At 70.1% G+C, this 23,987-nt stretch carries 19 protein-coding genes; 7 read left to right on the forward strand and 12 right to left on the reverse strand.

What is annotated here, in order from left to right; translation table 11 throughout:
- Positions 1–293: 293 nt before the first annotated feature.
- The 6 genes from EV148_RS15680 to rlmM form a co-directional block, all read right to left on the reverse strand.
- The gene (locus EV148_RS15680; protein WP_131999793.1) at positions 294–755 is read right to left on the reverse strand and encodes a metallophosphoesterase family protein; all 462 of its coding nucleotides are present in this window, start codon (positions 753–755) and stop codon (positions 294–296) included.
- Positions 752–1,453, reverse strand: coding sequence for a GNAT family N-acetyltransferase (locus EV148_RS15685; protein WP_199222805.1), 702 nt, complete (start codon positions 1,451–1,453; stop codon positions 752–754). Before EV148_RS15685 ends, EV148_RS15680 begins: the two co-directional genes overlap by 4 nt.
- A 122-nt stretch (positions 1,454–1,575) precedes the next feature.
- Positions 1,576–1,995 carry a hypothetical protein gene (locus tag EV148_RS15690; protein WP_182518216.1) on the reverse strand — a complete coding sequence of 140 codons (420 nt, stop codon included), beginning with the start codon at positions 1,993–1,995 and terminating at the stop codon, positions 1,576–1,578.
- Between the two features lie 368 nt (positions 1,996–2,363).
- Positions 2,364–4,955 (reverse strand): glycosyltransferase, encoded by a 2,592-nt coding sequence (locus EV148_RS15695; protein WP_131999795.1) that lies wholly within the window; start codon positions 4,953–4,955, stop codon positions 2,364–2,366.
- A gap of 286 nt (positions 4,956–5,241) precedes the next feature.
- Positions 5,242–5,943: a TVP38/TMEM64 family protein gene (locus tag EV148_RS15700; protein WP_131999796.1), complete on the reverse strand. Its 702-nt coding sequence runs from the start codon at positions 5,941–5,943 to the stop codon at positions 5,242–5,244.
- 85 nt (positions 5,944–6,028) lie between these two features.
- Positions 6,029–7,099, reverse strand: a complete 1,071-nt coding sequence (rlmM, locus tag EV148_RS15705; RefSeq protein ID WP_241988122.1) for a 23S rRNA (cytidine(2498)-2'-O)-methyltransferase RlmM — start codon at positions 7,097–7,099, stop codon at positions 6,029–6,031.
- A gap of 147 nt (positions 7,100–7,246) precedes the next feature.
- Between rlmM and EV148_RS15710 the strand changes: the two genes are divergently transcribed.
- Positions 7,247–9,001 (forward strand): glycoside hydrolase family 44 protein, encoded by a 1,755-nt coding sequence (locus EV148_RS15710; RefSeq protein WP_131999798.1) that lies wholly within the window; start codon positions 7,247–7,249, stop codon positions 8,999–9,001.
- A 1,011-nt stretch (positions 9,002–10,012) separates the two neighbouring features.
- Here EV148_RS15710 and EV148_RS15715 read toward each other — a convergent pair.
- Both EV148_RS15715 and EV148_RS15720 read right to left on the reverse strand, forming a co-directional pair.
- A complete protein-coding gene (locus EV148_RS15715; protein ID WP_131999799.1) occupies positions 10,013–10,570 on the reverse strand; it encodes a nucleoside deaminase in 558 nt (185 codons plus the stop codon).
- A 51-nt stretch (positions 10,571–10,621) separates the two neighbouring features.
- Positions 10,622–11,566: a haloalkane dehalogenase gene (locus EV148_RS15720; RefSeq protein ID WP_131999800.1), complete on the reverse strand. Its 945-nt coding sequence runs from the start codon at positions 11,564–11,566 to the stop codon at positions 10,622–10,624.
- Positions 11,567–11,718: 152 nt separating this feature from the next.
- On the opposite strand from EV148_RS15720, the gene EV148_RS15725 reads away from it, so the two are divergent.
- A complete protein-coding gene (locus EV148_RS15725; RefSeq protein ID WP_241988123.1) occupies positions 11,719–12,903 on the forward strand; it encodes an acyltransferase family protein in 1,185 nt (394 codons plus the stop codon).
- On the opposite strand, the gene EV148_RS19080 is transcribed toward EV148_RS15725, so the two are convergent.
- The 3 genes from EV148_RS19080 to EV148_RS15735 form a co-directional block, all read right to left on the reverse strand.
- Positions 12,889–13,017 carry a hypothetical protein gene (locus tag EV148_RS19080; protein WP_259393387.1) on the reverse strand — a complete coding sequence of 43 codons (129 nt, stop codon included), beginning with the start codon at positions 13,015–13,017 and terminating at the stop codon, positions 12,889–12,891. The two genes, EV148_RS15725 and EV148_RS19080, sit on opposite strands and share 15 nt — an antisense overlap.
- A 118-nt stretch (positions 13,018–13,135) precedes the next feature.
- Complete coding sequence (locus EV148_RS15730; RefSeq protein WP_131999802.1) at positions 13,136–13,462, reverse strand: hypothetical protein; 327 nt, start codon at positions 13,460–13,462, stop codon at positions 13,136–13,138.
- Between the two features lie 36 nt (positions 13,463–13,498).
- The gene (locus tag EV148_RS15735; protein WP_220485000.1) at positions 13,499–14,314 is read right to left on the reverse strand and encodes a helix-turn-helix domain-containing protein; all 816 of its coding nucleotides are present in this window, start codon (positions 14,312–14,314) and stop codon (positions 13,499–13,501) included.
- Positions 14,315–14,533: 219 nt separating this feature from the next.
- Here EV148_RS15735 and EV148_RS15740 point away from each other — a divergent pair, with 219 nt between their 5' ends.
- On the forward strand, positions 14,534–14,935 hold the full coding sequence (locus tag EV148_RS15740; RefSeq protein ID WP_131999803.1) for a DUF3224 domain-containing protein: 402 nt from the start codon (positions 14,534–14,536) through the stop codon (positions 14,933–14,935).
- Between the two features lie 305 nt (positions 14,936–15,240).
- On the opposite strand, the gene EV148_RS15745 is transcribed toward EV148_RS15740, so the two are convergent.
- Positions 15,241–16,314, reverse strand: a complete 1,074-nt coding sequence (locus EV148_RS15745) for a LysR family transcriptional regulator (protein ID WP_131999804.1) — start codon at positions 16,312–16,314, stop codon at positions 15,241–15,243.
- Between the two features lie 294 nt (positions 16,315–16,608).
- Here EV148_RS15745 and EV148_RS15750 point away from each other — a divergent pair, with 294 nt between their 5' ends.
- From EV148_RS15750 to EV148_RS15765, 4 genes are all read left to right on the forward strand, one after another.
- Positions 16,609–17,814: an efflux RND transporter periplasmic adaptor subunit gene (locus EV148_RS15750; protein ID WP_131999805.1), complete on the forward strand. Its 1,206-nt coding sequence runs from the start codon at positions 16,609–16,611 to the stop codon at positions 17,812–17,814.
- A 215-nt stretch (positions 17,815–18,029) separates the two neighbouring features.
- A complete protein-coding gene (locus EV148_RS15755; protein WP_131999806.1) occupies positions 18,030–21,200 on the forward strand; it encodes an efflux RND transporter permease subunit in 3,171 nt (1,056 codons plus the stop codon).
- The gene (locus EV148_RS15760) at positions 21,187–21,789 is read left to right on the forward strand and encodes a nuclear transport factor 2 family protein (RefSeq protein ID WP_199222806.1); all 603 of its coding nucleotides are present in this window, start codon (positions 21,187–21,189) and stop codon (positions 21,787–21,789) included. Before EV148_RS15755 ends, EV148_RS15760 begins: the two co-directional genes overlap by 14 nt.
- A complete protein-coding gene (locus EV148_RS15765) occupies positions 21,782–23,242 on the forward strand; it encodes an efflux transporter outer membrane subunit (protein WP_199222807.1) in 1,461 nt (486 codons plus the stop codon). The genes EV148_RS15760 and EV148_RS15765 overlap by 8 nt, the downstream gene beginning before the upstream one ends.
- Positions 23,243–23,987: the final 745 nt, after the last annotated feature.

The raw sequence follows: 23,987 nt of genomic DNA on the forward strand, positions 1-23,987 counted from the left end.
CCGTACCGGGAGGTCGCTCCGCGCGGTGCGCAGGAGCGACCCCCGCTTGAACTGCGGCCCCGTTTCCGGGGCCGCTTTTTTTTCTTTCTTGCCTGATGCCGTCCTTCGCGCGAAAGGCGGGGGTAGCGCGAGGCCCTGTCGCCCGGGCTGCGGGGTTCGCTTGAAAGCGCATCCCTGCGCCATCGGCGAACGCGGCGCATCCCGCGTCGCCCCTGCGGCGGCATCCCGGCCGGTCCGGGCCATGCACAACGAATTGCCGCTTTCACGAGAACGACGCCGGGCGGGCGAGGACCTCAACCGTCGAGTTCGACGATGCGCGCATCCACCGCTTCGCCGTCGACGACGAGCTCGCCGACGGCGATCGGCAGGCGGAAGCGTCGGCGTCCGGCGCTGCCGGGGTTCACGTGGAGGAGGCCGGCGCGTCGATCGATCGCTGGACGATGCGAGTGGCCGCAGACGACGACGCCGATGCCGGCCGCGTGCGGATCGATCGCGAGCGTGGCGAGGTCGTGCAGCATGTGCATGCGCACGCGCTCGAACACCATGTCGACACTCGCGTGCAGCGCCTCGGCCCAGGCGCCGTGGTCGTTGTTGCCGCGCACGGCGGTCAACGGCGCGATGCGCGAGAGCGTGGCGAGGATCGCCGGGTCGCCGATGTCCCCGGCATGCAGGATGTGGTCGCTGCCTTGCAGGAACGCGATTGCCTGCGGCCTCAGCAGGCCGTGCGTGTCGGAAATGAGGCCGATGCGCGTCATCGTACGCCTGGCCCTGGCTCGCGCGAGACGACGCGCACCGCCGACTCGCGGTGGATGCGGAAGCCCATGCGTTCGTACATGCGCACCGCGCCGGTGTTCGTGCTGGCGACGTGCAGGAACGGCCGTTCACCGCGCAGCATCTCGCGCCGCAACAGCAGGTTCATGAGCCGCTGGGCGTGGCCGCGACCCTGCTGGTCCGGATGCGTGCAGACGCCGCTGATTTCGCGCCAGCCGGCCGCGAACACGCGTTCACCCGCCATCGCGACGAGCTGATCGCCGTCGAACAGGCCGAAGTACTCGCCGAGTTCGATCGTCCTGGGCCCGAACGGACCGGGTCGCGTGAGCCGCGCGAGTTCGAACGCCCTGGTTGCGTCACGCGCGTCGAGCGGTCGCACGCCGCGCAGGTCGTCGGCGTCGGGGACCGGCCCATCCCGGACCATCTTGTACATCGTCGAATCGAGCTCGAGACGCCAGCCCGGTGCCACGCGACCGGTCCAGCCGTCCACGTAGAAGCGCTCGCCGGCTTCGCACCAGGGCGCGATCGCGGCGAAATCGGGCGACTGCGCGTCGGCGAACGCGATGATCGGCGAGTAGTCGCGCGCGAAGCGCCGCGCCACGTTCGTTCCGAGCGCGAAGCGTGCCTGCGGCCCGGCGAGTGCGTGCCAGAAGATGTTGTCGAGCAGATGCAGGTCAGCCACCGCGTGTCCTCCGCCGGGAAGCCGCCACGATGACCGGCGCGCAGGCGATCCGCTTGCGCGGCCATCTGCCGTGGTCGCTTCGCCGCGGGCCATCGCTCGCGCTGGAGCATGCCCGGTCCATGTCAGCGCGAGCCGGTCTTCTTGCGCGGCGCGGTCGCACGCGTCGTGCCCGCGGCCGACCGGCTGCGAGGACGCTTCGTCGCCTGCGCTGCGCACGCCTGCTGCAGCAATCCGCGCAGCGCCGCACGCGTGATCCGCTCGAGGCGCACGAGTACGGCCGCATAGCCATCGTAGTGCGGCTCGGTGAAGAATGTGTCGGGATCGGCGAGCAGCAGCATCTCCTTCGCTTCGAGATCGGCGACGCGCACTGCGAGCACGTCGGGATTGACGACGCGCGGCTTGCGCGGATGGATCCGCTCGCGCCACGGCCAGGCGATGCCCTTGCGAGTGCTGCCGCTGCGCACGGAATACGCGAGCGGGCCCTCCTCGCGTACGTCGGGCAAGGCGAGGGCGAGCTCACGGACGTCGCCGTGCGTGACCATGGCGCGACCTCTTCACGGACGAAAGCACGAGTCTACGCCGACGCGTTTGACGAATGCTGCCCTTTCGCGACGCGCTCGAGCGTGCGTGCGCCGAGCCGTCGCCGCGGAACGCGTGCTCGCGCAGGATGGCCGTCATCGCGATTTCCGCAGCTTGCGCGACAACTCAGGCGGGCCTTGGCCCATCACGGCGGGGAGCACCGCGCCAGAACAATCTGCCCACGGAGCGAACGGGCGTCACGTCCGGCAGGCGCTTCGAATCCGCCCGCTTCGCGGGCTGCGCCCGGCGCGAACGGCATGGTGCGCCCTCCAGCCCTCAGCCCCTGGCCCTCACCCTGCAGCTCCCGGCGCCCAGCCCTCACCCATAAAGCTCACCCCACCGCATCTCCCGACCGATGCGCGACCCACGCGCCGGCCAGCGCCGATGCGTACGGGATCGCCTGGGCGGCCAGGATCGCGATCCACAGGCGGCCCTCGATGTAGTTGACGCCGGTGGAGTTGATCATGCCGATCACGCAGGCGACGAGGGCGAGGAACAGCAGCAATTCCTCGCTGACCGAGGTGAACGGATTGGGCTTCTTGCCGATGCGGCGGCTCTTCGCGGTGCGGATGAACTCGCCCTTCTTGCGCCACAGCCCCTCGAAGATGCCGCGCGCGATCGCATGCGACAGGCTCATGCTCGCGACCGACGCGGCGATCGTGTCCTTCCACGAACATGGCACGCGCACGCGGTAGAGGATGAAGCCGAACGCGGCCTTGAACACGAAGAAGCCGATCAGCGGCACGAGGAAGAGATACATCGGCAGGGTGAACCAGCGCGGCGCGAGCACCATGCCGAGCGTCCACAGCATCGCCATCAACGTGAACACGAGGTGCAGCGCGTCGCCGAACCAGGAGAACCAGCCGGTGAGGAAATGGAAGCGCTGGCCGCGGGTCAGGCCGGAATCCTTCGAGGTCATCCAGTCCCAGCGCGCCTTCATGATCTGCATCGCGCCGAATGCCCAGCGGTAGCGCTGCGACTTGTAGGCCTTGAAGTCCGCCGGCGTCAGGCCCTTGCCCATGAGTTCGTCGACGTAGACGAGGTCGTAGCCGGCCTTCATGAGGCGCAGGCCGAGCTCGGCGTCCTCGCAGATCGTCCATTCCGACCAGGCGCCCGTGTTCGCGAGCACGTCCTTGCGCACCATCGTCATCGTACCGTGCTGGATGATCGCGTTGCGCTCGTTGCGGTGGTGCATGCCGATGCGGAAGAAGCCGTCGTATTCCCAGTTGGTCATGCGGCGGAACGGGTTGTGCTCCCACTCGCGGTGCGCCTGCGGGCACTGCACGACCGCGACCTTGGGGTCGGCGAAATAGCCGGTCAGCGCGCGCAGCCAGTCGCTGCGGACTTCGTAATCGGCGTCGACGACCGCGACGACCGCCGCACGCGGGTCGGTGACTTCGAGACCGTAGTTGAGCGCGCCGGCCTTGAAACCCGGCCAGGGCTCGAGGTGGTAGAAGCGGAACTTGCCGCCGAGTTGCGCGCAGTGCGCCTCGACGGGCTTCCACACGTCCGGGTTCTTGGTGTTGTTGTCGAGGACGATGACCTCGTAGTTCTCGTAGTCGAGCGCGGCGAGCGAATCGAGCGTGAGGATCACCATCTCGGGCGGCTCGTTGTAGCAGGCGAGGTGGATCGACACGAACGGTTGTGGGTCGCCCGGCTCCGGCTGCAGCGGCCGGAACTCGCGCAGCCAACGCGGGCGCCACAACACCTCGGTGAACTCGAAGCCGTTGATGAGCAGGATCAGGATGATCGCGAGCTGTGCCGGGAACAGCAGCAACAGCATCGCCCAGTCGAACGGGTCGAGGTAGAAGTCGTACGGCAGCGTCGCCATCCAGACGAGGATCGAGGCGCTGAGCTGGATCAGGGCGAGGAAGAAGGCGAGCCCCGTCGCGCGGAAGCGGATGAAGTGGCGCGCGAACCAGAACATCGGCAGCAGCGCGATCAGCGAGGCGAGCCCGGCCTTCCACGGCCAGATCGGATCCTCGATCACCGTGCCGGTGAACGAGAACTTCGGCTGGCGGCTCGCGTTGAACACGCCCCAGTACGCCTCGACGCGACCACCGATGCCTTCCTTCCACGGCTGGTCGATCGCTTCCATCACGTAGTAGTCGATCTTCTCGCGCGCGGCGACGTTGAACCAGTCGCGCAGGAAATGCGCTTCGTCGGCGAGCGACGGCTGCGCGTACTCGCGGCGGTTGCCGTTCGACGGCCAGCCGACCTCGCCTATCACGATCGGCTTGTCCGGGAACAGCTTCTGCAGTTCGCGGTACTGCCCGAGCACGAAGCCGACCGCGTCCTTGCGCGGCACGCGCTCCCAGTACGGCAGGATGTGCACGGTGATGAAGTCGACGTGTTGCGCGAGTTCGGGGTGGCGCTGCCAGGTGTCGAGCGGCTCGGCGGTCGACACCGGCACCTTCAGCTGCGCGCGTGCACGATCGAGATAGCCGATCAGCGACTTCACGCTCGTGTCGCCGCGCAGGATCACCTCGTTGCCGACGATGACGCGGTCGATGTTGTCGTTCTTGCGCACGACCGCGATCAGCGCGGCGAGCTCGCGCTCGTTGCGCTCGGCGCGCCCCTCGATCCACGCACCCGCCATCACGCGCATGCCGTAGAACTTCGCGATGCGCGGGATCTGCGGATTCTCCGCGGTCGAATAGGTTCGGATGCGCTTGGTGTACTGCGACAGCATGCGGATGTCGCTGTCGAGCTCCGCCTCGCTCGGGAAGATGAGCTTGGTCGGGTCCTGGTAGCGCTGCGACGGGTTGTAGGCGAAGCCGGCGACCCCGCCACGCCAGTCGGCGATGTGCACCGGCCGGTTGAGGAAGCCCCACAGCCCGATGTTGAGCGCCGCGACGACGAGGGTCAGGGCGAGCGCGCGCCAGAACGACTTGCGCACGACGGGAGGCGGGGTGGCGTTCAAAGAGGCTCTCGGCTTCGGAAAACGGGCGCAAAACGCGTTGCAGCATAGCGGAACGCCGCGCGGCGCCTCAATGTGCGGGGGAACGGCAACCCCGCGGCATTCGAGGGCGCCGGACGCTGACTGTCCTTGGCCGTGGGGCTGGCGAGGAGCCCCGCCGCCGTCGTGGGAGCCCACCCCGTGGGCGAGCCGGTCTCCGGCGAGATCGGAGGGTGCGGTCGCGCACGGGGTGCGCTCCTGCGCGATGGTTTCGCGGCGGCACGAGCGAGGTTCGCGCCGTGGCTCGCGCTCAAGCCTCCGGCGGCTTGCGTCGCAACTGCGCCAGCACGATCGGCGCGAGCGCGAGCACGGCCATGCCGAGCAGCGGCAGCAGCACGCTGCGGTGCGCGAACAGGTTGAGCGACACCGTGCCCTCGCGCGCAATCGTCTCGGTCAGGCCTGCGCCGAGCGCGGTTTCGAACGCGATCATCACGCTGCCGCCGGTCACGGTGGCGACGAGGAACAGCCACAACGGGCAGCCGAGGCCCGCAAGCGCGATCGTCACGCCGCCGAACGGGAAGATCGGCACGAGCCGCAGGAACATCGCGTAGCTGACCGGGTAGGCGCGATAACCGCTGCGCACGCGCTCGACCCACGCCGGCGCCTTGCTGCTGCCGGCGGCGAACGCGGAACGGCTCGCGAAGAACAGGATCAGCGCGCCCAGCGTCGTGCCCAGCGCGGACAGCACCGTGCCTTCGACGATGCCGAACAGCATGCCGCCGGCGAGCACGACGACGATCGCGCCGGGAATGCCGGTCGCGATCGCGAGCGTCATGAGGCCGACCTGGGCGAGCGCCGCGAGCAGCGGATGCGCGGCGATCATCGCGTGCAGCTCGGCTTGCTCCTGCGCGATGCGGTGCGGATCGAAGCGGTCGAGCGCGCCGCCGAAGAAAAGCGCGAGGCCGATCGCGACCAGCACGAGCAGCGGCAGCAGGGCGCGCAGGCGTTTCATCATCGTCCGTGGATGAAGCCGCCCGACCGGCGGCGGCGTGGTCGCCAAGGATAGCGGCAGGGGCGCGCCGCCGATACCCGGCGACTCAGGCGACGCGCGCGTAGACGGTGATTTCCTCGCGGTCGTGGTAGAGCTGCTTCGCGCGCACTTCGACGCGCCGGCCGCTGGCGGCGAGCGCGCCGGCGACGAGATCCAGGCACAGGCGCACCTCGTCGTGGCGCTTCTTCATCGGCAGCTTGAGATTGAAGATCGCATGCCGGCAGAGCCCTTCCGCGAGCCAGTGCGCCATCAGTTCGGCGACGCGGCGCGGCTGCTCGACCATGTCGCAGACGAGCCAGTCGACCGGTCGCGTCGGACGATAGCGGAAACCGTCCGCGCGCAGGTGGTCGACCAGGCCGGAGGCGAGCAGGGCGGCGTCCATCGGCCCGTTGTCGACGGCGGTCACGTGCAGCGAGCGCGCGACGAGTTGCCAGGTCCAGCCGCCCGGGGAAGCGCCGAGATCGACCGCGCGCATGCCGGGCTCGAGCCAGCGCTCGCGTTCGCCTTCGTCGAGCAGCACGAGCAGCGCTTCCTCGAGTTTGAGGGTCGAGCGGCTCGGCGCGCCGCGGGGAAATTTCAGGCGCGGAATGCCGCCCGGCCACGGCGCGGACAGGGTGCGCTCGGCGACCGCGACGTAAGCTGCGTCGGTCGCGGTCATGCACAGGTGCAGGCGCCAGCGCGAGGCGCGATCGATGAGCTTGCGCTGCTTGAGCGCAGCGACGAGCGCGGCCTCGAGCCCGCGGCACAGCGGTGCCAGCTCGCGCGCGGCGTCGCTGTCGGGTGCCTCGACCCAGGCATCGCACCAGCGGCACGGCCCGTCGGCGGGGTCCTCGCCTTCGATCATCGGCAGCAGTACCGAGAGGCGATCCTTCGGCGGCAGGTCGCGCGCCTCGCCGAGCACGCCGAGCAGCTGGCGCGCGAACACGAGGTCGCGCCAGCTTCCGGCCAGCGCCGGTGCGTCGTCGCTGACGAACTCGACATGGCCGCTGCCGCGCGCGGCGCGTGCGTAGCCGGCGCCCGACTGGCGCGCATCGAGCGCGGCGAGCTCCTGCGCGCATTCACCCTCGAAGCCGGGGCGGCAGTAGGCGAGCAGGCGGCGGAAGGCGGGTGCGGACATGGGCGGGCCGGCGGGGCGGGTGCGCATGATGCCGGGGCCGCGCCGCGCTGGCGAGTGTGACCGCGTGAGGGGAATGCGTGCCCGGCTCCGTATAGCGTGTCGCCGCCGGAGCTCCCCGGCCGCGGCAGAGGCCGCAGGAGGATCGCCATGAGCAGTGCATTCCTAAGCCGGACCGCCATCGCGGCGGCGCTCGCGGCCTTCGCGCCGTTCGCAGCCATGCAGACGGCCAGGCCCGCCGCGGCCGCGGTCGCGGTCAGCGTCGACACCGGTGCCGACGTGCACCCGTTCAGCCCGCTCATCTTCGGCATCGCCTACGGCGACGGCGCGCGCAATGCGGCGATCGGCTATCCGCTGCGCCGCTGGGGCGGCAATTCCGCGACGCGCTACAACTGGCAGGTCGACGTGCACAACACCGCGTCAGACTGGTATTTCGAGAACATTCCCGGCGCATCCGACCGCAGCCACGTGCCGCCGCTCGGCAACGACGCCGACGCGTTCATCGGCGAGGCGCGCGCCTACGGTGCCGACGTGCTGTTGACGATCCCGACGATCGGCTGGACGCCGCGCGCGGACAGTCCGCAGCAGCACCCGTATTTCGCCGGTTTCTCGGTCGCGAAGTACGGCGTGCAGGAACCACCCAACCCGTGGAGCGCCGCGACCGACCCGTGGGATCCCGACGCCGGCAGCGGCGAGTGCCTGCCCGCGCACAACCCGTCGCCGGACTGCGTCGCCTACAGCGAGGGCTACCACCTCGTCAACAACGACCCGCACGACACTTCGAGCGAAGTCGCGCCTGCGTTCTGGAAGGACTGGATCGCCCACCTGCAGGCGACCTTCGGCGGCGCGGCCAACGGCGGCGTGCGCTACTACTCGCTCGACAACGAAGTGATGCTGTGGAACTCGACGCACCGCGACGTGCACCCGGCGCCGACCACGTTCGACGAAACCTGGAACAAGGCGTTCGCCTACGGCGGCGCGATCAAGCAGCAGGACCCGGCGGCGAAGGTGACCGGGCCGGTGACCTGGGGCTATTGCGACCTGTTCGGTTCGGCCGCGGACGACTGCGCCGAAGGCGGCGACCGCAACGCGCACGGCGGCATGCCGTTCGTCGCCTGGTACCTGCAGCAGATATGCGCGCATCCGCTCGCGGGCGGCGCGCGCGCGGTCGACTACCTCGACCTGCACTACTACCCGCAGGGTGGCGTCGCGCTCAACGACGACGATTCGCCGTCGACCGCCGCGCGCCGGCTGCGTGCGCTGAAGGAGCTGTACGACCCCGACTGGGTGTCCGAATCGTGGATCGCCGACCTCGGCGACAACGATGCCAACCATTACAGCAAGCCGAACCTGATCCCGCGCGTGCGCGGCTGGATCGACCAGTACTGCCCCGGCACGAAGCTCGCGATCACCGAGTACAACTGGGGCAACGACGGCACCGTGAGCGGTGCGGTCGCGCAGGCGGAGTTGTTCGGCATCTTCGCGCGCGAAGGCGTCGACATGGCGACGCGCTGGGTCGCGCCCGAGGCGAACTCGCTCGCCGAACGCGCGTTCACGCTGTTCCTGGACTACGACGGCGCCGGCGCCCGCGTCGCCGGCAACAGCGTGCGCGCGCAGAGCGCGAACGGCGACCAGGTCGGCGCCTATGCGTTCAACTCGGGCGGGCGCACGATGGTGCTGCTCACCAACAAGACGACGACCGCGCAGGACGTGAACATCGCGTTCGCGAGCGTGCCCGGCACGGCCTGGACCCTCTACGGCTTCGATGCGACGCACGCGGTGCATTCGATCGGGACAGGCGCGCCCGCCGGCACCAGCGTATCGCTGACCGGCCTGCCCGCGATGTCGGCGAACCTGCTCGTCGTCACCGGTGCCGATTCGATCTTCCGCAACGGCTTCGATTGACGGTTGCACGTGAATGGCCTGAAACACGGAGCACACGGAGGAAAGCGCTTTGCCTTCTTCGTGTGCCCGGTGTGCTTCGTGTGTCAATCTTCTTCGCCGCGGCCCGCCACGGCGGCACGCGCTGCGCGCGTACCGCCCTACACGGATATCGAGAGGCCCGGGCGTGCGTGTAGGGGCGGGGCGAGCGCGCAGCGCGAGTCCCGCCGCGGCCACACGGCGCCGGCCACACGGCGGCACGCGCTGCGCGCGTACCGCCCTACACGGATATCGAGGGGCCCGGGCGTGCGTGTAGGGCGGGTCGGGTGCGCAGCGCGAGTCCCGCCGCGGCGGCCACACGGCGGCGGCCACACGGCGGCACGCGCTGCGCGCGTACCGCCCTACGCGGATATCGAGGCGCCCGGGCGTGCGTGTAGGGCGGGTCGAGCGCGCAGCGCGAGTCCCGCCGCGGCCACACGGCGGCGGCCACACGGCGGCACGCGCTGCGCGCGTACCGCCCTACGCGGATATCGAGGCGCCTGGGCGTGCGTGTAGGGCGGGTCGAGCGCGCAGCGCGAGTCCCGCCGCGGCCACACGGCGCCGGCCACACGGCGGCACGCGCTGCGCGCGTACCGCCCTACACGGATGTCGAGGCGCCCGGGCGTGCGTGTAGGGCGGGTCGAGCGCGCAGCGCGAGTCCCGCCGCGGCGGCCACACGGCGGCACGCGCTGCGCGCGTACCGCCCTACACGGATATCAAGGGGCCCGGGCGTGCGTGTAGGGCGGGTCGGGTGCGCAGCGCGAGTCCCGCCGCGGCGGCCACACGGCGGCGGCCACACGGCGGCATGCGCTGCGCGCGTACCGCCCTACACGGATATCGAGGGGCCCGGGCGTGCGTGTAGGGCGGGTCGAGCGCGGAGCGCGAGTCCCGCCGCGGCCACACGGCGCCGGCCACACGGCGGCACGCGCTGCGCGCGTACCGCCCTGCGCGGACATCGAGGCGCCCGGGCGTGCAGGCCCTGCGGCAGGCATGGCCTCAATACGTCGCGCCACCCGCCCGCGCGTAGAGACGGAACACCTCGCGCGCCTCCTCGCGCAAAACATCGCGCACGACCGCGATACCCCGCCGCTCGAGTTCGCCGGGCCAGTCCGCCGGCAGCGGTCCTTCGTCGAACTCGCTCAGTTCCATCACGTCGCTCGCGCGCGCGCCGATGCGCAGTTCGTCGATGCCGGCCCAGAAGCTCGCGCCGTAGCACTGGCAGCACGGCTGCGCGCTCGTCGCGAGCACGTAGCGCGCGCCATCCTCGTTGAGGCGTGCGCGGCGCAGGCGCGCCTGTGCGGCCATGAACGCCATCATCTCCGCGTGAGCGATCGAGCACGCCTCGGGCAGCACGCGGTTGACGCCCGCGGCGACGAGGCGGCCGTCGCCATCGAAGATCGCGGCGCCGAACGGGCCGCCGCTGCGTTCTTCGACATTGCGCCGCGCGAGCGCGATCGCCAAGCCGACCTGCGCATGCGCATCGGCGAACACCCGGCCCGGCGGTGCCGCTTCGTCGAGCCAGGCGGGCAGGGCGAGCGTGATCGGTGTCGGCATGGCGGCGTCCGGTGGTCGAGCCGACAGCGTAGCGGCTCGCCCGGTTCCGCGTCACGAGGCCGTGAGAGCGCCGCCGTCTCCTGCGCGCAGCACGCTGTCACGGACGTCCTGCGGCATGCGCAGCTCGCGCACGAAGGCGGCAATGGCCGTGCCGATCGCGGCCGGCGAATCCTCCTGCAGGTAATGGATGCCGGGAACGGTCACTTCGCGCTGGTTCGGCCATGAGCGGCAGAAGTCGCGCGCGCGTCCGGTCAGCAGTGCGCCCGGCTCGGCATTGACGAAGAGCTTCGGCACCGTGCTGCGCGCGAGGCCATCGGCGTAGTCCGCGACGATCGCATCGACATCCGCGGGCGTGCCGTCGATCGGCAACTCGCGTGCCCACATCAGCGTTTGCAGCCGCGCCCTCGCACTCGAGGTCGGCATTCGGTATGCAGCCATCTCGCCATCGGACAGCGGTCGCAACACGCTCCTGGGTAGCACTGTCTCGACGAAGAAGTTCTCCTCCAGCGCGAGGCGCTCGCCCTCGGGAGAGCGCAGCGCGCGGAACAGCTCCGCGCGCGCGGCCGGGAAATCGTCCCAGCGACGCGGTTGCACGAGCGCTTCCATGTACGCGATGCCTTGCACGTGCTGCGGGTAGCGATGCGCGCGATGGAAGCCGAGTACCGAGCCCCAGTCGTGCAGCACGAGCACGACCTTGCGCTCGAGGCCGAGCGCCTCGAACCAGGCATCGAGATAGCGCGCGTGATCGACGAAGCGCAACGGGCCGGAGGGTGCCGGCGTCGAGCGCCCCATGCCCACGAGGTCGGGCGCGAGGCAGCGGCCGAGGCCCGCGACGCACGGCAGTACGTTGCGCCACAGATAGGACGAGGTCGGGTTGCCGTGCAGGAACACGATCGGGTCGCCGCTGCCGATGTCGACGTAGTCGATCTCGGCATCGAGCACGCGCATGCGGCGGCGGGGATGGAGGTCGTCGGTCGCGATCGGATCAGTGCTCATCGGCAGGCTCCTTGATGGGGTGCGGCGAGGCTAGGCAACCGGCGCAGCCCGGCGGGTTCCAGTTGTCCCGATTGCGCATGGACCAGTCGCCTGGCGCTTGCCGTCGCGTCGCGGTCGTCGCACGATCGCGCGATTCCGTGATGGGGCACCGCATGCCATACCGATCCGACGCGACGCCCGCACGCAACCCGGGCATCGATACGCTGCGTGGCCTGTCGATCCTGCTGGTCGTGCTGCACCACCTCGGCCTGCGCATGCCGCTCAAGGCGAGCCTGCTCGGTGACGTCGTGCCGGCGCGCGTGCTCGCCGCACTCAACTGGAACGGCTACGAAGCCGTGTTCGTGTTCTTCGTGATCTCCGGCTTCCTCATCGCGCGGCATTCGATCGCGCGCTGGGGCAGCCTCGCGCGCATCGACGTCGGCGCGTTCTACGCGCGCCGCGCCGCGCGCATCCTGCCGTGCCTCGTGCTCGTCGTGCTCGTGCTGTCGCTGCTCCATCTCGCCGGCGCGGCGGACTACGTGATCGCGCGCGAGGGCCAGTCGCTGCCGCGTGCGATCGGCGCGGCCTTCGGCCTGCACCTCAACTGGTACGAAGGGCGCACGGGCTACCTGCCCGGCGGCTGGGACGTGCTCTGGTCGCTGTCGATCGAGGAGGTGTTCTACCTGGGCTTTCCACTCGCCTGTCTCGCGGTGCGCAGCGAGCGCCTCTTGTTCGTGCTGCTCGCCGCATTCGCCCTGACCTTGCCGGTCTCGCGCGCGGTGCTCGAGGGCAACGCGATCTGGCAGGAGAAGGCTTACCTGCCCGGAATGGCCGCGATCGCCTCCGGCGTGCTCGCGGCACTGGTTTCCGCGCGCTGGAGCACGCGCGCGCCATGGCTGGGGCCGCGCCTCGTCATGCTCGGTGCCGCCGGCCTCGCGAGCGTGCTGTTCGTCGAGGGCTGGTGGTGGTCATGGCTCGGGAACGGCACGATGCTCGTGCTGACCGTGTCGGTCGCCTGCATCCTGGTCGGCCTCGATGGCCGTGAAGGCGTGCGCGGTGCGCGTGGATTCGACTGGCTGCGCTCGTTCGGCCGACTCAGCTACGAGATCTACCTCGGCCACATGTTCGTCGTGTTCGCGATCGTCGCGCTGTACCGGGCGAGCGGCGCGAACGCGGACTGGAGCTTCGTCTGGTACGTGCCGGGCGTCGCGCTGTGCTGGCTGCTCGGCGCCGCGGTTGCCCGCGTGTATTCGCTGCCGTGCGAGCGCTGGATCGGGCGACGCTTCGCACGCGCGCGGGCACGCAGTGCGCGGCGCGTGTTCGCGCCCGAACGGGCGGCGCCGTCAGGCCTGCAATGAATCCGTGCCGCGCGCATGCGCGTCGCGCGTGCGGCCGGTCGCGGGCCAGGCATAACCCTGCCACTGCAGCAGGCCGGCGTAGAGTTCGATGAGTTCACGCATGAGGGCGCGCATGGTCCGTCTCCGTGGGGTACCGGACATCCGGTGAGGCTACGGTAGCGACGCATGCGGCCCGGGGTGGTGCCAGTCCTCGCGAGACCACGGGAGCCAGTCCCGCGTGTTCGCGCGCGGTTCACTGCGCGGCGTCGTCGCCCTCGAGCCGGTTGCTGCAGTGCCCTTCGATGCAGGCGCACCCGCGCACGTCCGGGAAGCCGCACACGCCGGCCTCGTGGCGCGCGGCGCATTCCTCGCGCACGCGTTCGGGGAAGGTCACGCTGTCCTTGTTGACGCAGGCGGGCTGGCGGCCGCAGCAGCTGCCGATGTCCTTGATCGCGCAGTCCGCGTCGACCTCGCAGCGGTAGTCGACCTGTGCCTTGATCGGCGGGCCGAGCAGGCGTGGCGCGGCGTTCGCGCAGGCGCACAGCGATGCGAGCAGGGCGGTGGCGGGCAGGGCGCGCATGCGACGAGCATACGCCGGTCGCGTCCGCCCGGCGCGTCAGCTCCGCGCTGCGTTCAGGTCGCGTGCGAAATCGCCGGGCGTGCGACCCACCAGGGCGCGGAAGTCGCGGATGAAATGCGCCTGGTCGAAGTAGCCGAGATCGAGCGCCAGCGCGGTCCAGTCGACCCGACCGCCCGCGGCGAGCTGCTCGACCGCTTCGTGCAGCCGGTAGCGGTTGATCACCCATTTCGGACCGACGCCGACGTATTCGCCGAACAGGCGCTGCAGTGCGCGCACGCCGAGGCCATGGCGTCCGGCGAGCCGGTCGACGCGCGTGAGGCCACGGTCGGCCGCGATGTCGTCGACGATCGCCGCGACGCGATCGACCTCGGGATCGGGCGGCGGCAGGCGTTCGAGCAGGAATGCGCGCACGACCCTGATCATCGCGTGCTCGTCGGCGGCGTCGAACACGCGGCGCTCGAGGTCGCCGGCGGGCGCGCCGAACGCCGGCGCGAGCGCGAGCGAACGATCGGTCAGGCTGGATACCGGTCGACCGAGGAACGGACGGAACCCGCCCGGCCGGAACTTCACGCCGAAGGTGAAACTGTCGCCTTCGAGAACGCGCGTGTAGCGACCGCTCGCGACGCCGTGCACGCCGGTGAGGCCGGGTTCGAACACGAGGTAGACGTTCGGGTGCGGCAGCGTTTCCTGCAGCTGCGGTGCGTGGCCCGCGAGGTTCCAGCGCACGATCCAGTAGTGCTGCACGAACGCGGCGAGCGGACCGTCGGCGGGATGGCGCGCGTGATGGAACCGCCCGGCGGGTGCGAGCCGGTGCAGGATGCCGCGCGCCTGGCCGGGCCCGAAGTTCACCATCAGCGCACCGGCCCGCCTCGCGCGTGTCGCGTTTTTCCAATCGCCGCGAGGGTGTCCATGCTGCAATGCTCCCGCTGCCGAAGCGGGAGAGCAACCATGATCATGTCCGGCCGCGCGACACTCACCGCCGTCATCGTCGGCGTGCTCGCCGGCCTTGCCACGCCGACGCCCGCGCACGCGCATGCGTCGACCGAAGAATCCGTTCCACGAGGAGCTTCCATGAAACACCACGCCACCGGGCCCTTCGACGTCCAGCTCATCCCGCAGAAGGCCGACAACCCGTACGCCGAGGGCGCCGGCATCGGCCGCCTCGCGCTCGACAAGCGATTCCATGGCGCGCTCGAGGCGACGAGCCAGGGCGAGATGATCGCCTTCCGCACGAGCATTGCCGACTCCGCCGGCTACGTCGCGCTGGAACGCGTGACCGGTACGCTCGACGGCCGCGCCGGCAGCTTCGTGCTGCAGCACAGCTCGACGATGCATCGCGGCATCGCGGCGCAGAGCATCACGGTCGTGCCTGACTCCGGCACCGAAGCCCTCACCGGCCTTTCCGGCTCCATGACGATCACGATCGCCGCCGGCGGCGCGCATACCTACGCATTCGACTACGACCTCCCGTAGGCGGCACGCGCTGCGGCGGGACTCGCGCTGCGCGCTCGACCCGCCCTACGCGCTCGACCCGCCCTACGCGCTCGAGCAGGCGTGGCCGTGGCGTGTAGGGCGGTACGCGCGCAGCGCGTGCCGCCGAAGCGCGGGGCCGAAGCGGAAGACGCGTGTTCCATTTTGGCTTTCCACACGCGCCAATGCCGCGGCGGGACTCGCGCTGCGCGCTCGACCCGCCCTACACGCTCGAGCAGGCGCGGCGGTGGCGTGTAGGGCGGTACGCGCGCAGCGCGTGCCGCCGAAGCGCACCGGACGCCGCCGAGTCAACCATCCTCGAGCGCCGGTTCCGGTTCGGCTTCCGGTTCGGGTTTGCGGCGCGGCATCGGGCGCGAGGTGACCGACGCGGCGGCGGTGCCGGCGAGTGCGGCGGCGAACGCCTTCCCGGTGCGTTGTTGCTGTTGCTGCGCGCACAGGTCCGGGCACAGCACGTGCATGTAGTCGGCGTCGAAGTTGAGGCGGTCGACGAGGAAATCGATGAACGCTCGCACCTTCGGCGACGGCACGCGGCCGCGCGGGAACACCGCGTTGAAGTCGAGCTCCGGGCCGGTCCAGCCCGACAGCACGCGGCGCACGTGGCCGAGTTCGGCGTACGGCTTGATCGTGACGTCGCTCGCGAGCATCAGGCCTTCTCCCGACAGCAATGCGCTGATCAGCGGGCCCGGGTCGTTGGCGACGAGGATCGGGTCGACGCGGTAGTCGTCGACCTTGGTGCCGTCGCCGAGCGTCCAGTGGTAGGTGCCGTTCATGCCCGACTTGTGGACCGCGAGTGCGCGATGACGCACGAGTTCGTCGGGGTGCTGCGGTTCGCCGTAGCGCTCGACGTAGAGCGGGCTCGCATACACCTGGGTGCGGAACACCGACAGGCGCCGCGCGGCGAGGTTCGAGTCGGGCAGGTTGCCGACGCGCAGGCCGACGTCGAGCTCCTTCGCGATGAGGTCGAGCGGTTCCTGCGTGAGGACGAGCTCGACGCGCAACTCCGGATGCAGCGCATAGAACTCGCCGAGCAGCGGCGCGACCCAGGTGATGCCGATGGAGTAGGGCGCGGTCACGCGCAGCCATCCGCGCGGGCCGCCCTGCAACTGGCCGACCGCGCTTTCCGCCTCGTCGAGCTGGCGCGCGATCTGCTGGCAATGCTCGAAGTAGATCGCGCCGGCTTCGGTGAGGCCGAGCTTGCGCGTCGTACGGTGCAGGAGTTGCGCGCCGAGACGCTCCTCGAGCTCCTGCACCTTGCGACTGACCGAGGTCTTGGGCAGGCGCAAGGCGCGCGCTGCCGCGATGAAACTTCCGTGTTCGACCACCTTCACGAAAATCAGGGTGTCGTTGAGGTCGCGGGCCATGCTCGACTCCGAACGGGGCAGGGATTGGCCCGATGTCGGGACGGTCATTCCCTCATTCAAGCTCTATTTAACGGGAACCCACGCCCTTACTCCGTAGCGCGAGGCCAGTCGCCGACCCGATTCCGCCGCTGTCGATCCGGGCATGCCTGCTTCGTCGAACGGATGGATCGCCGCCCGTCGGGTGTCGCGCAAACACCGAATAGCCCTATCGGCGGCAACGCCCGACGCTTGGTCGGGCGCGTCGCCGATGCCAACGATTTTCCGGAAATCACACTCAAGAAACGAGGTCTGCACATGAACTCGCGTCATGCTTCCCTCTTCTCCACGCCGCGACCCGCTGCGATCGCGCTCGCGGCCGCGTTCGCCGCGGCGTTCGTCGCCGCCGGTTGCAGCAGCCACGCCGCCTCCGGCGAGGCGCACATGCCACCCCCGCCCGAAGTCAGCGTCGCCCAGGTCCTGGTCAAGAACGTGCGCCAGTGGGACGACTTCACCGGCCGCGTCTCGGCCATCCAGAGCGTCGAACTGCGTCCGCGCGTGAGTGGCTACGTCGACAAGGTCGCCTACAAGGAAGGCAGCGAAGTCGCCAAGGGCGACCTCCTGTTCGTGATCGACCAGCGCCCGTACCGCGCCCAGCTCGCCAAGGCGCAGGCCGACCTCGCGCGTGCACGCAGCGAAGCTCAGCTCGCGAAGACGCAGGATGCGCGCGCGCAGACCCTCGTTTCCGCCAAGGCGATCTCGCGCGAGGAGTTCGACACGCGTCACGCCGCCGTCGCCCAGGCCGAAGCCGCGGTGCGCGCGGCGCAGGCCGCGGTGACCAGTGCCGAGCTCGACCTGCAGTTCACCGAGGTGCGCTCGCCGATCGCCGGCCGCACGGGCAAGGCGATGATTACCGTCGGCAACCTCGCGCGCGCCGACGAAACGTTGCTCACCACCGTCGTCTCGATGGATCCGATGTACGTCGACTTCGAAGGCGACGAGCAGGCGTACCTGCGCTACGGCGAACTCGCCCGCAAGGGCCAGCGCGCCGAGCTGTCCAACCCGGTGCGCGTCGGCCTCGCCAACGAGGACGATTATCCGCACCGGGGCACGGTCGAGTTCGTCGACAACCGCGTCGATCCGGCCACCGGCACGATCCACGCGCGCGCGGTGCTGCCCAATCCCGATCGCGCGCTGACGCCGGGCCTGTTCGCGCGCGTGCAGCTCGAAGGCAGCGCCGAGTTCAAGGCGATGCTCGTCGACGACAAGGCGATCCTCACCGACCAGGACCGCAAGTACGTCTACGTGCTCGGCCCGGACAACAAGGCGATGCGCAAGGACATCGTGGCCGGCCGCGTCATCGACGGCCTGCGCGTGGTCGATTCCGGCCTCGAGGCAGAGGACAGCGTGATCATCCGCGGCATGCAGAAGATCTTCTTCCCCGGCATGCCGGTGCAGCCGAAGACGATCGCGATGGACGAACGCGCCGCACCGGCGGGCCAGGACGCGGTCGCGATGAAGTAGCCGCAACGCCCGTCGTCCCGGCGGATACCGGGACCCGGTGCCTCCATCGAGGCCACGGGTGAAGACGCCGGGTTCCGGCTTCCGCCGGAGCGACGAGGAAGAAACGAGGCGCAGCCGACCGGCGACAGCGCCGCCCGGCTCCCGAAGCACACAGCAATGCCGCCTCCCGATGGAGGCGGTCCGGATGCGGCCGTGCGCCGCGCAAGGACAAACCCATGGACTTTTCCAGATTCTTCATCGACCGGCCGATCTTCGCCGCGGTGTTGTCGATCGTGATCTTCGCCGCCGGCCTGATCGCGATCCCGATCCTGCCGATCAGCGAATATCCCGAAGTGGTGCCGCCGTCGGTGATCGTGCGCACGGTCTACCCGGGCGCGAATCCGAAGGTGATCGCCGACACCGTGTCGACGCCGCTGGAGGAAGCGATCAACGGCGTCGAGAACATGATGTACATCAAGTCGGTCGCCGGTTCCGACGGCGTGCTGCAGATGACCGTCACGTTCCGTCCCGGCACCGATGCCGACGACGCCGCGGTGCGAGTGCAGAACCGCGTGAGCCAGGCGCTCGCGCGCCTGCCCGAGGACGTGCGCCGCCAGGGCGTGACCACGCAGAAGCAGTCGCCGACCTTCCTCATGGTCGTGCACCTGACCTCGCCGAGCGGCAAGTACGACACGCTGTACCTGCGCAACTACGCGCGCATGCACGTCAAGGACACGCTCGCGCGCCTGCAGGGCGTCGGCGACGCGCAGATCTTCGGCGGCGGCGACTATGCGATGCGCGCGTGGCTCGACCCCGACAAGGTCGCCTCGCGCGGCCTCACCGCAGGCGACGTCGTCGCGGCGATGCGCGAGCAGAACGTGCAGGTCTCGGCCGGCCAGCTCGGTGCCGAGCCGATGCCGAGCAGCAACTTCCTCACCCTGATCAACGCGCAGGGTCGCCTCAAGACGCCGGAGGAATTCGGCAACATCGTGCTCAAGGCCGGCGCGGACGGCGAGATCGTGCGCCTGTCCGACGTCGCGCGGCTCGAACTCGGCGCGGGCGACTACACCCTGCGCTCGCAACTCGATGGCAAGAACGCGGTCGGCATCGGCATCTTCCAGGCGCCGGGCGCGAACGCGCTGGAGATCCAGAAGTCGGTCATCGCCAACATGGACGAGATGGCCAAGCGCTTCCCCGAGGGCATCAAGTACGAGGCCGTCTACGACACGACGATCTTCGTGCGCGACTCGATCAAGGCGGTGGTGAGCACGCTGCTCGAGGCGGTGCTGCTGGTCGTGCTCGTGGTGATCCTGTTCCTGCAGACCTGGCGCGCGTCGATCATCCCGCTGATCGCGGTACCGGTGTCGATCGTCGGCACGTTCGCGGCGCTCTACCTGCTCGGTTTCTCGATCAACACGCTGAGCCTGTTCGGCCTCGTGCTCGCGATCGGCATCGTCGTCGACGACGCGATCGTCGTGGTGGAGAACGTCGAGCGCAACATCGAGGAAGGCCGCAGCCCGCTCGAGGCGGCGCACCAGGCGATGAAGGAAGTGTCCGGCCCGATCATCGCGATCGCGCTGGTGCTGTGCGCGGTGTTCGTGCCGATGGCGTTCCTCAACGGCGTGACCGGCCAGTTCTACAAGCAGTTCGCGGTGACGATCGCGATCTCGACGGTCATCTCGGCGATCAACTCGCTGACCCTGTCGCCCGCGCTCGCCGCGCGCCTGCTCAAGGCGCACGACGCGCCGAAGGACGCGCTGTCGCGCCTGATCGAGCGCCTGTTCGGCTGGGTGTTCCGTCCGTTCAACCGCTTCTTCAAGCGCAGCTCGGATCGCTACCAGGGCGCGGTGTCGCGCACGCTGGTGCGTCGCGCCGCGGTGTTCGCGGTGTACGCGGTGCTGCTCGTCGCGACGGGGCTGATGTTCCGCATCGTGCCGCCGGGCTTCATCCCGACCCAGGACAAGCTCTACCTGATCGCGGGCGTGAAGACGCCGGAAGGTTCGTCGATCGAACGCACCGACGCGCTGCTCAAGAAGGTCGCCGACATCGCGATGAAGACCGAAGGCGTCGCGCACTCGGTCGCGTTCCCGGGCCTCAACGCGCTGCAGTTCACCAACACCCCGAACACGGGCGTGGTGTTCTTTCCGCTGAAGCCGTTCAACGAGCGTCATCGCACGGCGGCCGAGATCGTCACCGAGATCAACCAGAAGATCGGCGGCCTGCAGGACGGCTTCACGTTCGCGCTGATGCCGCCGCCGATCCTCGGCCTCGGCAACGGCAACGGCTACCAGGCCTTCATCGAGGACCGCGACAACCTCGGCTACGGCGCGCTGCAGACCGCGGTGCAGTCGATGCAGGGTGCGATCGCGCAGACGCCGGGCATGGGCTTCCCGATCTCGAGCTACCAGGCCAACGTGCCGCAGCTCGACGCCGAGGTCGACCGCGTCAAGGCGAAGGCGCAGGGCGTGTCGCTGACCGGCCTGTTCGACACGCTGCAGACCTACCTCGGCTCGGTCTACGTCAACGACTTCAACCAGTTCGGCCGCACCTGGCAGGTCATCGCGCAGGCGGACGGTTCGTTCCGCGACAGCGTCGAGGACATCGCCAAGCTGCGCACGCGCAACGACCGCGGCGAGATGGTGCCGATCGGCTCGATGGTGAAGATCCACCAGACCTACGGCCCCGACCCGGTGCTGCGCTACAACGGCTATCCCGCGGCGGACCTCGCCGGCGAAGGCGACCCGCGCCTGCTGTCGTCGGCGCAGGCGATGGGCATCGTCGCCGACACCGCCGACAAGGTGCTGCCGAACGGCATGAAGATCGAATGGACCGATCTCAGCTACCAGCAGGCGACGCAGGGCAAGGCCGCGCTGGTCGTGTTCCCGCTGGCGATCCTGCTCGCGTTCCTCGTGCTTGCGGCGCTGTACGAGAGCTGGACCCTGCCGCTCGCGGTGATCCTGATCGTGCCGATGTGCATGCTCGCCGCGCTGCTCGGCGTCAAGCTCACCGGCGGCGACAACAACGTGTTCGTGCAGGTGGGCCTGGTCGTGCTGATGGGCCTCGCGTGCAAGAACGCGATCCTCATCGTCGAGTTCGCGCGCGAGCTGGAGATGCAGGGCAGGGGCATCGTCGAGGCCGCGCTGGAAGCGTGCCGCCTGCGCCTGCGCCCGATCGTGATGACCTCGATCGCGTTCATTGCCGGCACCGTGCCGCTCGTGCTCTCGCACGGCGCGGGCGCGGAAGTGCGCTCGGCCACCGGCATCACGGTGTTCGCGGGCATGATCGGCGTGACGCTGTTCGGCCTGTTCCTCACGCCGGTGTTCTACGTGACCCTGCGCAAGCTGTTCGGCAGCCGCCCGCTCGTGTCGCACGGCCAGCACGGCGAGATCGCCCATGCCCATGCATGAGCATGATCGCCGCCGCATGGCGCCGTCGTTCGCGGCGGCGTCCGTGCCGGCTGCAGCGGTGGCGCGCACCGACGCGGCCGGACCCGCGCATGCGGCCGGCGCGGTCGGGCCGCGCGACCAGCTCGCGATCGTCGACGCGCTGTACCGCTTCGGCGCCGGGCAGGACCTGCGCGACCGCGCGTTGTTCGCGTCGGCGTTCGCCGCCGACGCGACGCTCGACTTCAGCCAGCCAGCCGGCCGCTTCGGCGTCGCGCTCGCGCCCTTCGCGGGGCGCGAGGTGATCGTCGAGACGATCTTCGCGGCGATCGCCGCGCTGGACACGACCCACACCGTGACGAACCCGCGCATCACCGGTTACGACGGCGAGCGCGCGGGCCTGTTCGCGCTCGTCGAGGCGCAGCACCTGCCGCGCGGCGACCACCGCCGGCACCTGCTGCTCAAGAACATCTACCACGTCGATCTCGTGCGCCACGACGGCCTCTGGCTGATCGAGCACATGCGCATCGACAACGTCTGGTCCGCCGGCGACCCCACGGTGCTGTTTGCGAACGCACCCGTCGCCGCGACCGAGGAGAACCCTCATGGCTGATCCCATCCTGTCCACGGCGCCGAAGGCGCTCGCACTCGGCCTCATGCTCGCGCTCGGCGCGTGCACGGTCGGTCCCGACTACGTGAAGCCCGATGCCGCCGCGCCGGCCGAATTCGCGCGTGCCGACGCCGCCACCGATGCGGCCGCGGTTCCCGCGCCCGATGATGCATTCTGGGCGCGCTTCGGCGACGCCGAACTCACCGCGCTCATCGAGCAGGCGCTCGCCGCGAACAACGACCTCAAGGTCGCGCTCGCCCACTACGAGCGCGCCAACGCGGAACTGCGCAGCGCGAAGTTCGACGCACTGCCGGTGATCACCGCGAGTGCGAACGGCCAGGACATCCGCGCCAGCGCCGACCAGTTGCCCGGCGTCGACCGCGACGGCCGCGACACGAAGAGCTACGACGCTGGCGTCGCTGCGAGCTGGGAGCTCGACCTCTTCGGCCGCATCCGCCGCTCGATCGAAGCCGGTCGCGCCGACGCGGCCGCGAGTGCAGCCGACCTCGCCGCGGCGCAGGTCGCGATCGCGGGTTCCGTCGCGCGCACGTACGTGGAACTTCGCGGCCTGCAGGAACGCCTGCGCGTCGCGCAGGACAATGCAACGAACCAGCGCGAAACACTGCAGCTCGTCGACGCGCGCGTGAACGCGGGCGGCGGCACCGACTTCGACAGCGCGCGTGCGCGCGCGCAGCTCGAAACGACCGACGCGCGCGTGCCTGCGCTCGAGGCGCAGATCGCGTTCGCGATGCATCGCCTCGCCGTGCTCACCGGCCGCACGCCCGGCGCGCTGATCGAGGAACTGCAAACGCCGGGCGCATTGCCCGCGCTGCCCGAACGCCTCGACGCCGGCACGCCGGGCGAGCTGCTGCGCCGTCGCCCCGACGTCGCCGCGGCCGAGCAGCGCCTGCATGCCGCGACCGCGCGTATCGGCGTCGCCACCGCCGACCTGTTCCCGCGCTTCACGCTCGGCGGCCTGCTCGGCACCCAGGCGATCAGCACGGGCTCGCTGTTCGAACGCGACAGCGAAACGCATCTGCTCGCGCTCGGCGTCGACTGGTCCTTCCTCGACGTCGGCCACGTCCGCGCACGCATCGCCGCGAGCGGCGCCGACGCCGAAGCCGCGCTCGCGCAGTACCGCCAGAGCGTGCTGCTCGCGCTCGAGGACACCGAGAACGCGCTCGTGCGCTACGCCAAGGCGCGCGCCGAAGACGCCCAACTCGAACGCGCCGCCACCGACAGCGCCGAAGCCGCCCGCCTCGCCCGCGTCCGCTACGAAGCCGGCGCCGCCGGCCTGCTCGAAGTGCTCGACGCCGAACGCAGCCGCCTGCAGGCCCAGGACGCCTTCGCCGACGCACGCACGCGCAGCGTCACCGGCGCCGTCGCCCTCTATCAGGCCCTCGCCGGCGGCTGGCCGCAGCACGTGCCGCAGCGCGAGGGCATCGCGCAGCGCTGAGGCGCCGACTCCCTGCCGTCGCCCTTTTTCGTTTCGCCCCTCGCGCGCATTTCGCCTCTCTCGCTTGCGGGAGAGGCCGCCGCGCGACGCGCGGCGGGTGAGGGCATCCGGAGCGTAAGCCTACGTAGCCGTCGACGCTCCGCCAGAACCGCAACCGCCATCGACGGAGTCGGCCGGATCGCGCTCCCCGCGTCACCCTCCGTGCTCCCCGCTCCAACCCCGCCGCCGGGTCCTCCACCCGAAGGCCACGGAACTCGACACGCCACGCTCGACGCTCGACGCTCGCCGCGCCAGGCGCCGGACGCGAACGCCCGAGCGCCGAGCCCGAACGGACAAGGCGCAGGCCTCGAACCCCGAGCTCCGAGCCCGGACGACAAAGCTCAGGGCTGGAACGGCCGAGCGCCGAACTCGAAAGGCGGAGTTCCGATCTCGAAAAGTCGAGCTCCGAACTCGAAGGTCCGAGTTGCGAATCCGAAAGGTCGAGCTTCGCGAGGAGAGCGCCGAGCTTCGCGCTCGAAGTGCGAGGCTCTGCACTCGTCCCTCCGCGCTCGGAACTCGATCCTCCACCCGCGAAACCCGACCTTCCGGGCGACGAGCGCCAATGGCGCCCGGGAAAGCCCGATCCAGAGGGTTCCGAGCTTGCGGATCGCAGAAGCCGGAACGGACTCCTGAACCGACTCCGCCATTACCCGTTACGCCCGTATGTCCAGATGTGTAACCTGTTACGTCTTCACATACGGGATGT

This window comes from Dokdonella fugitiva, from assembly GCF_004342425.1.
Taxonomy (GTDB): Bacteria; Pseudomonadota; Gammaproteobacteria; order Xanthomonadales; family Rhodanobacteraceae; genus Dokdonella_A; species Dokdonella_A fugitiva.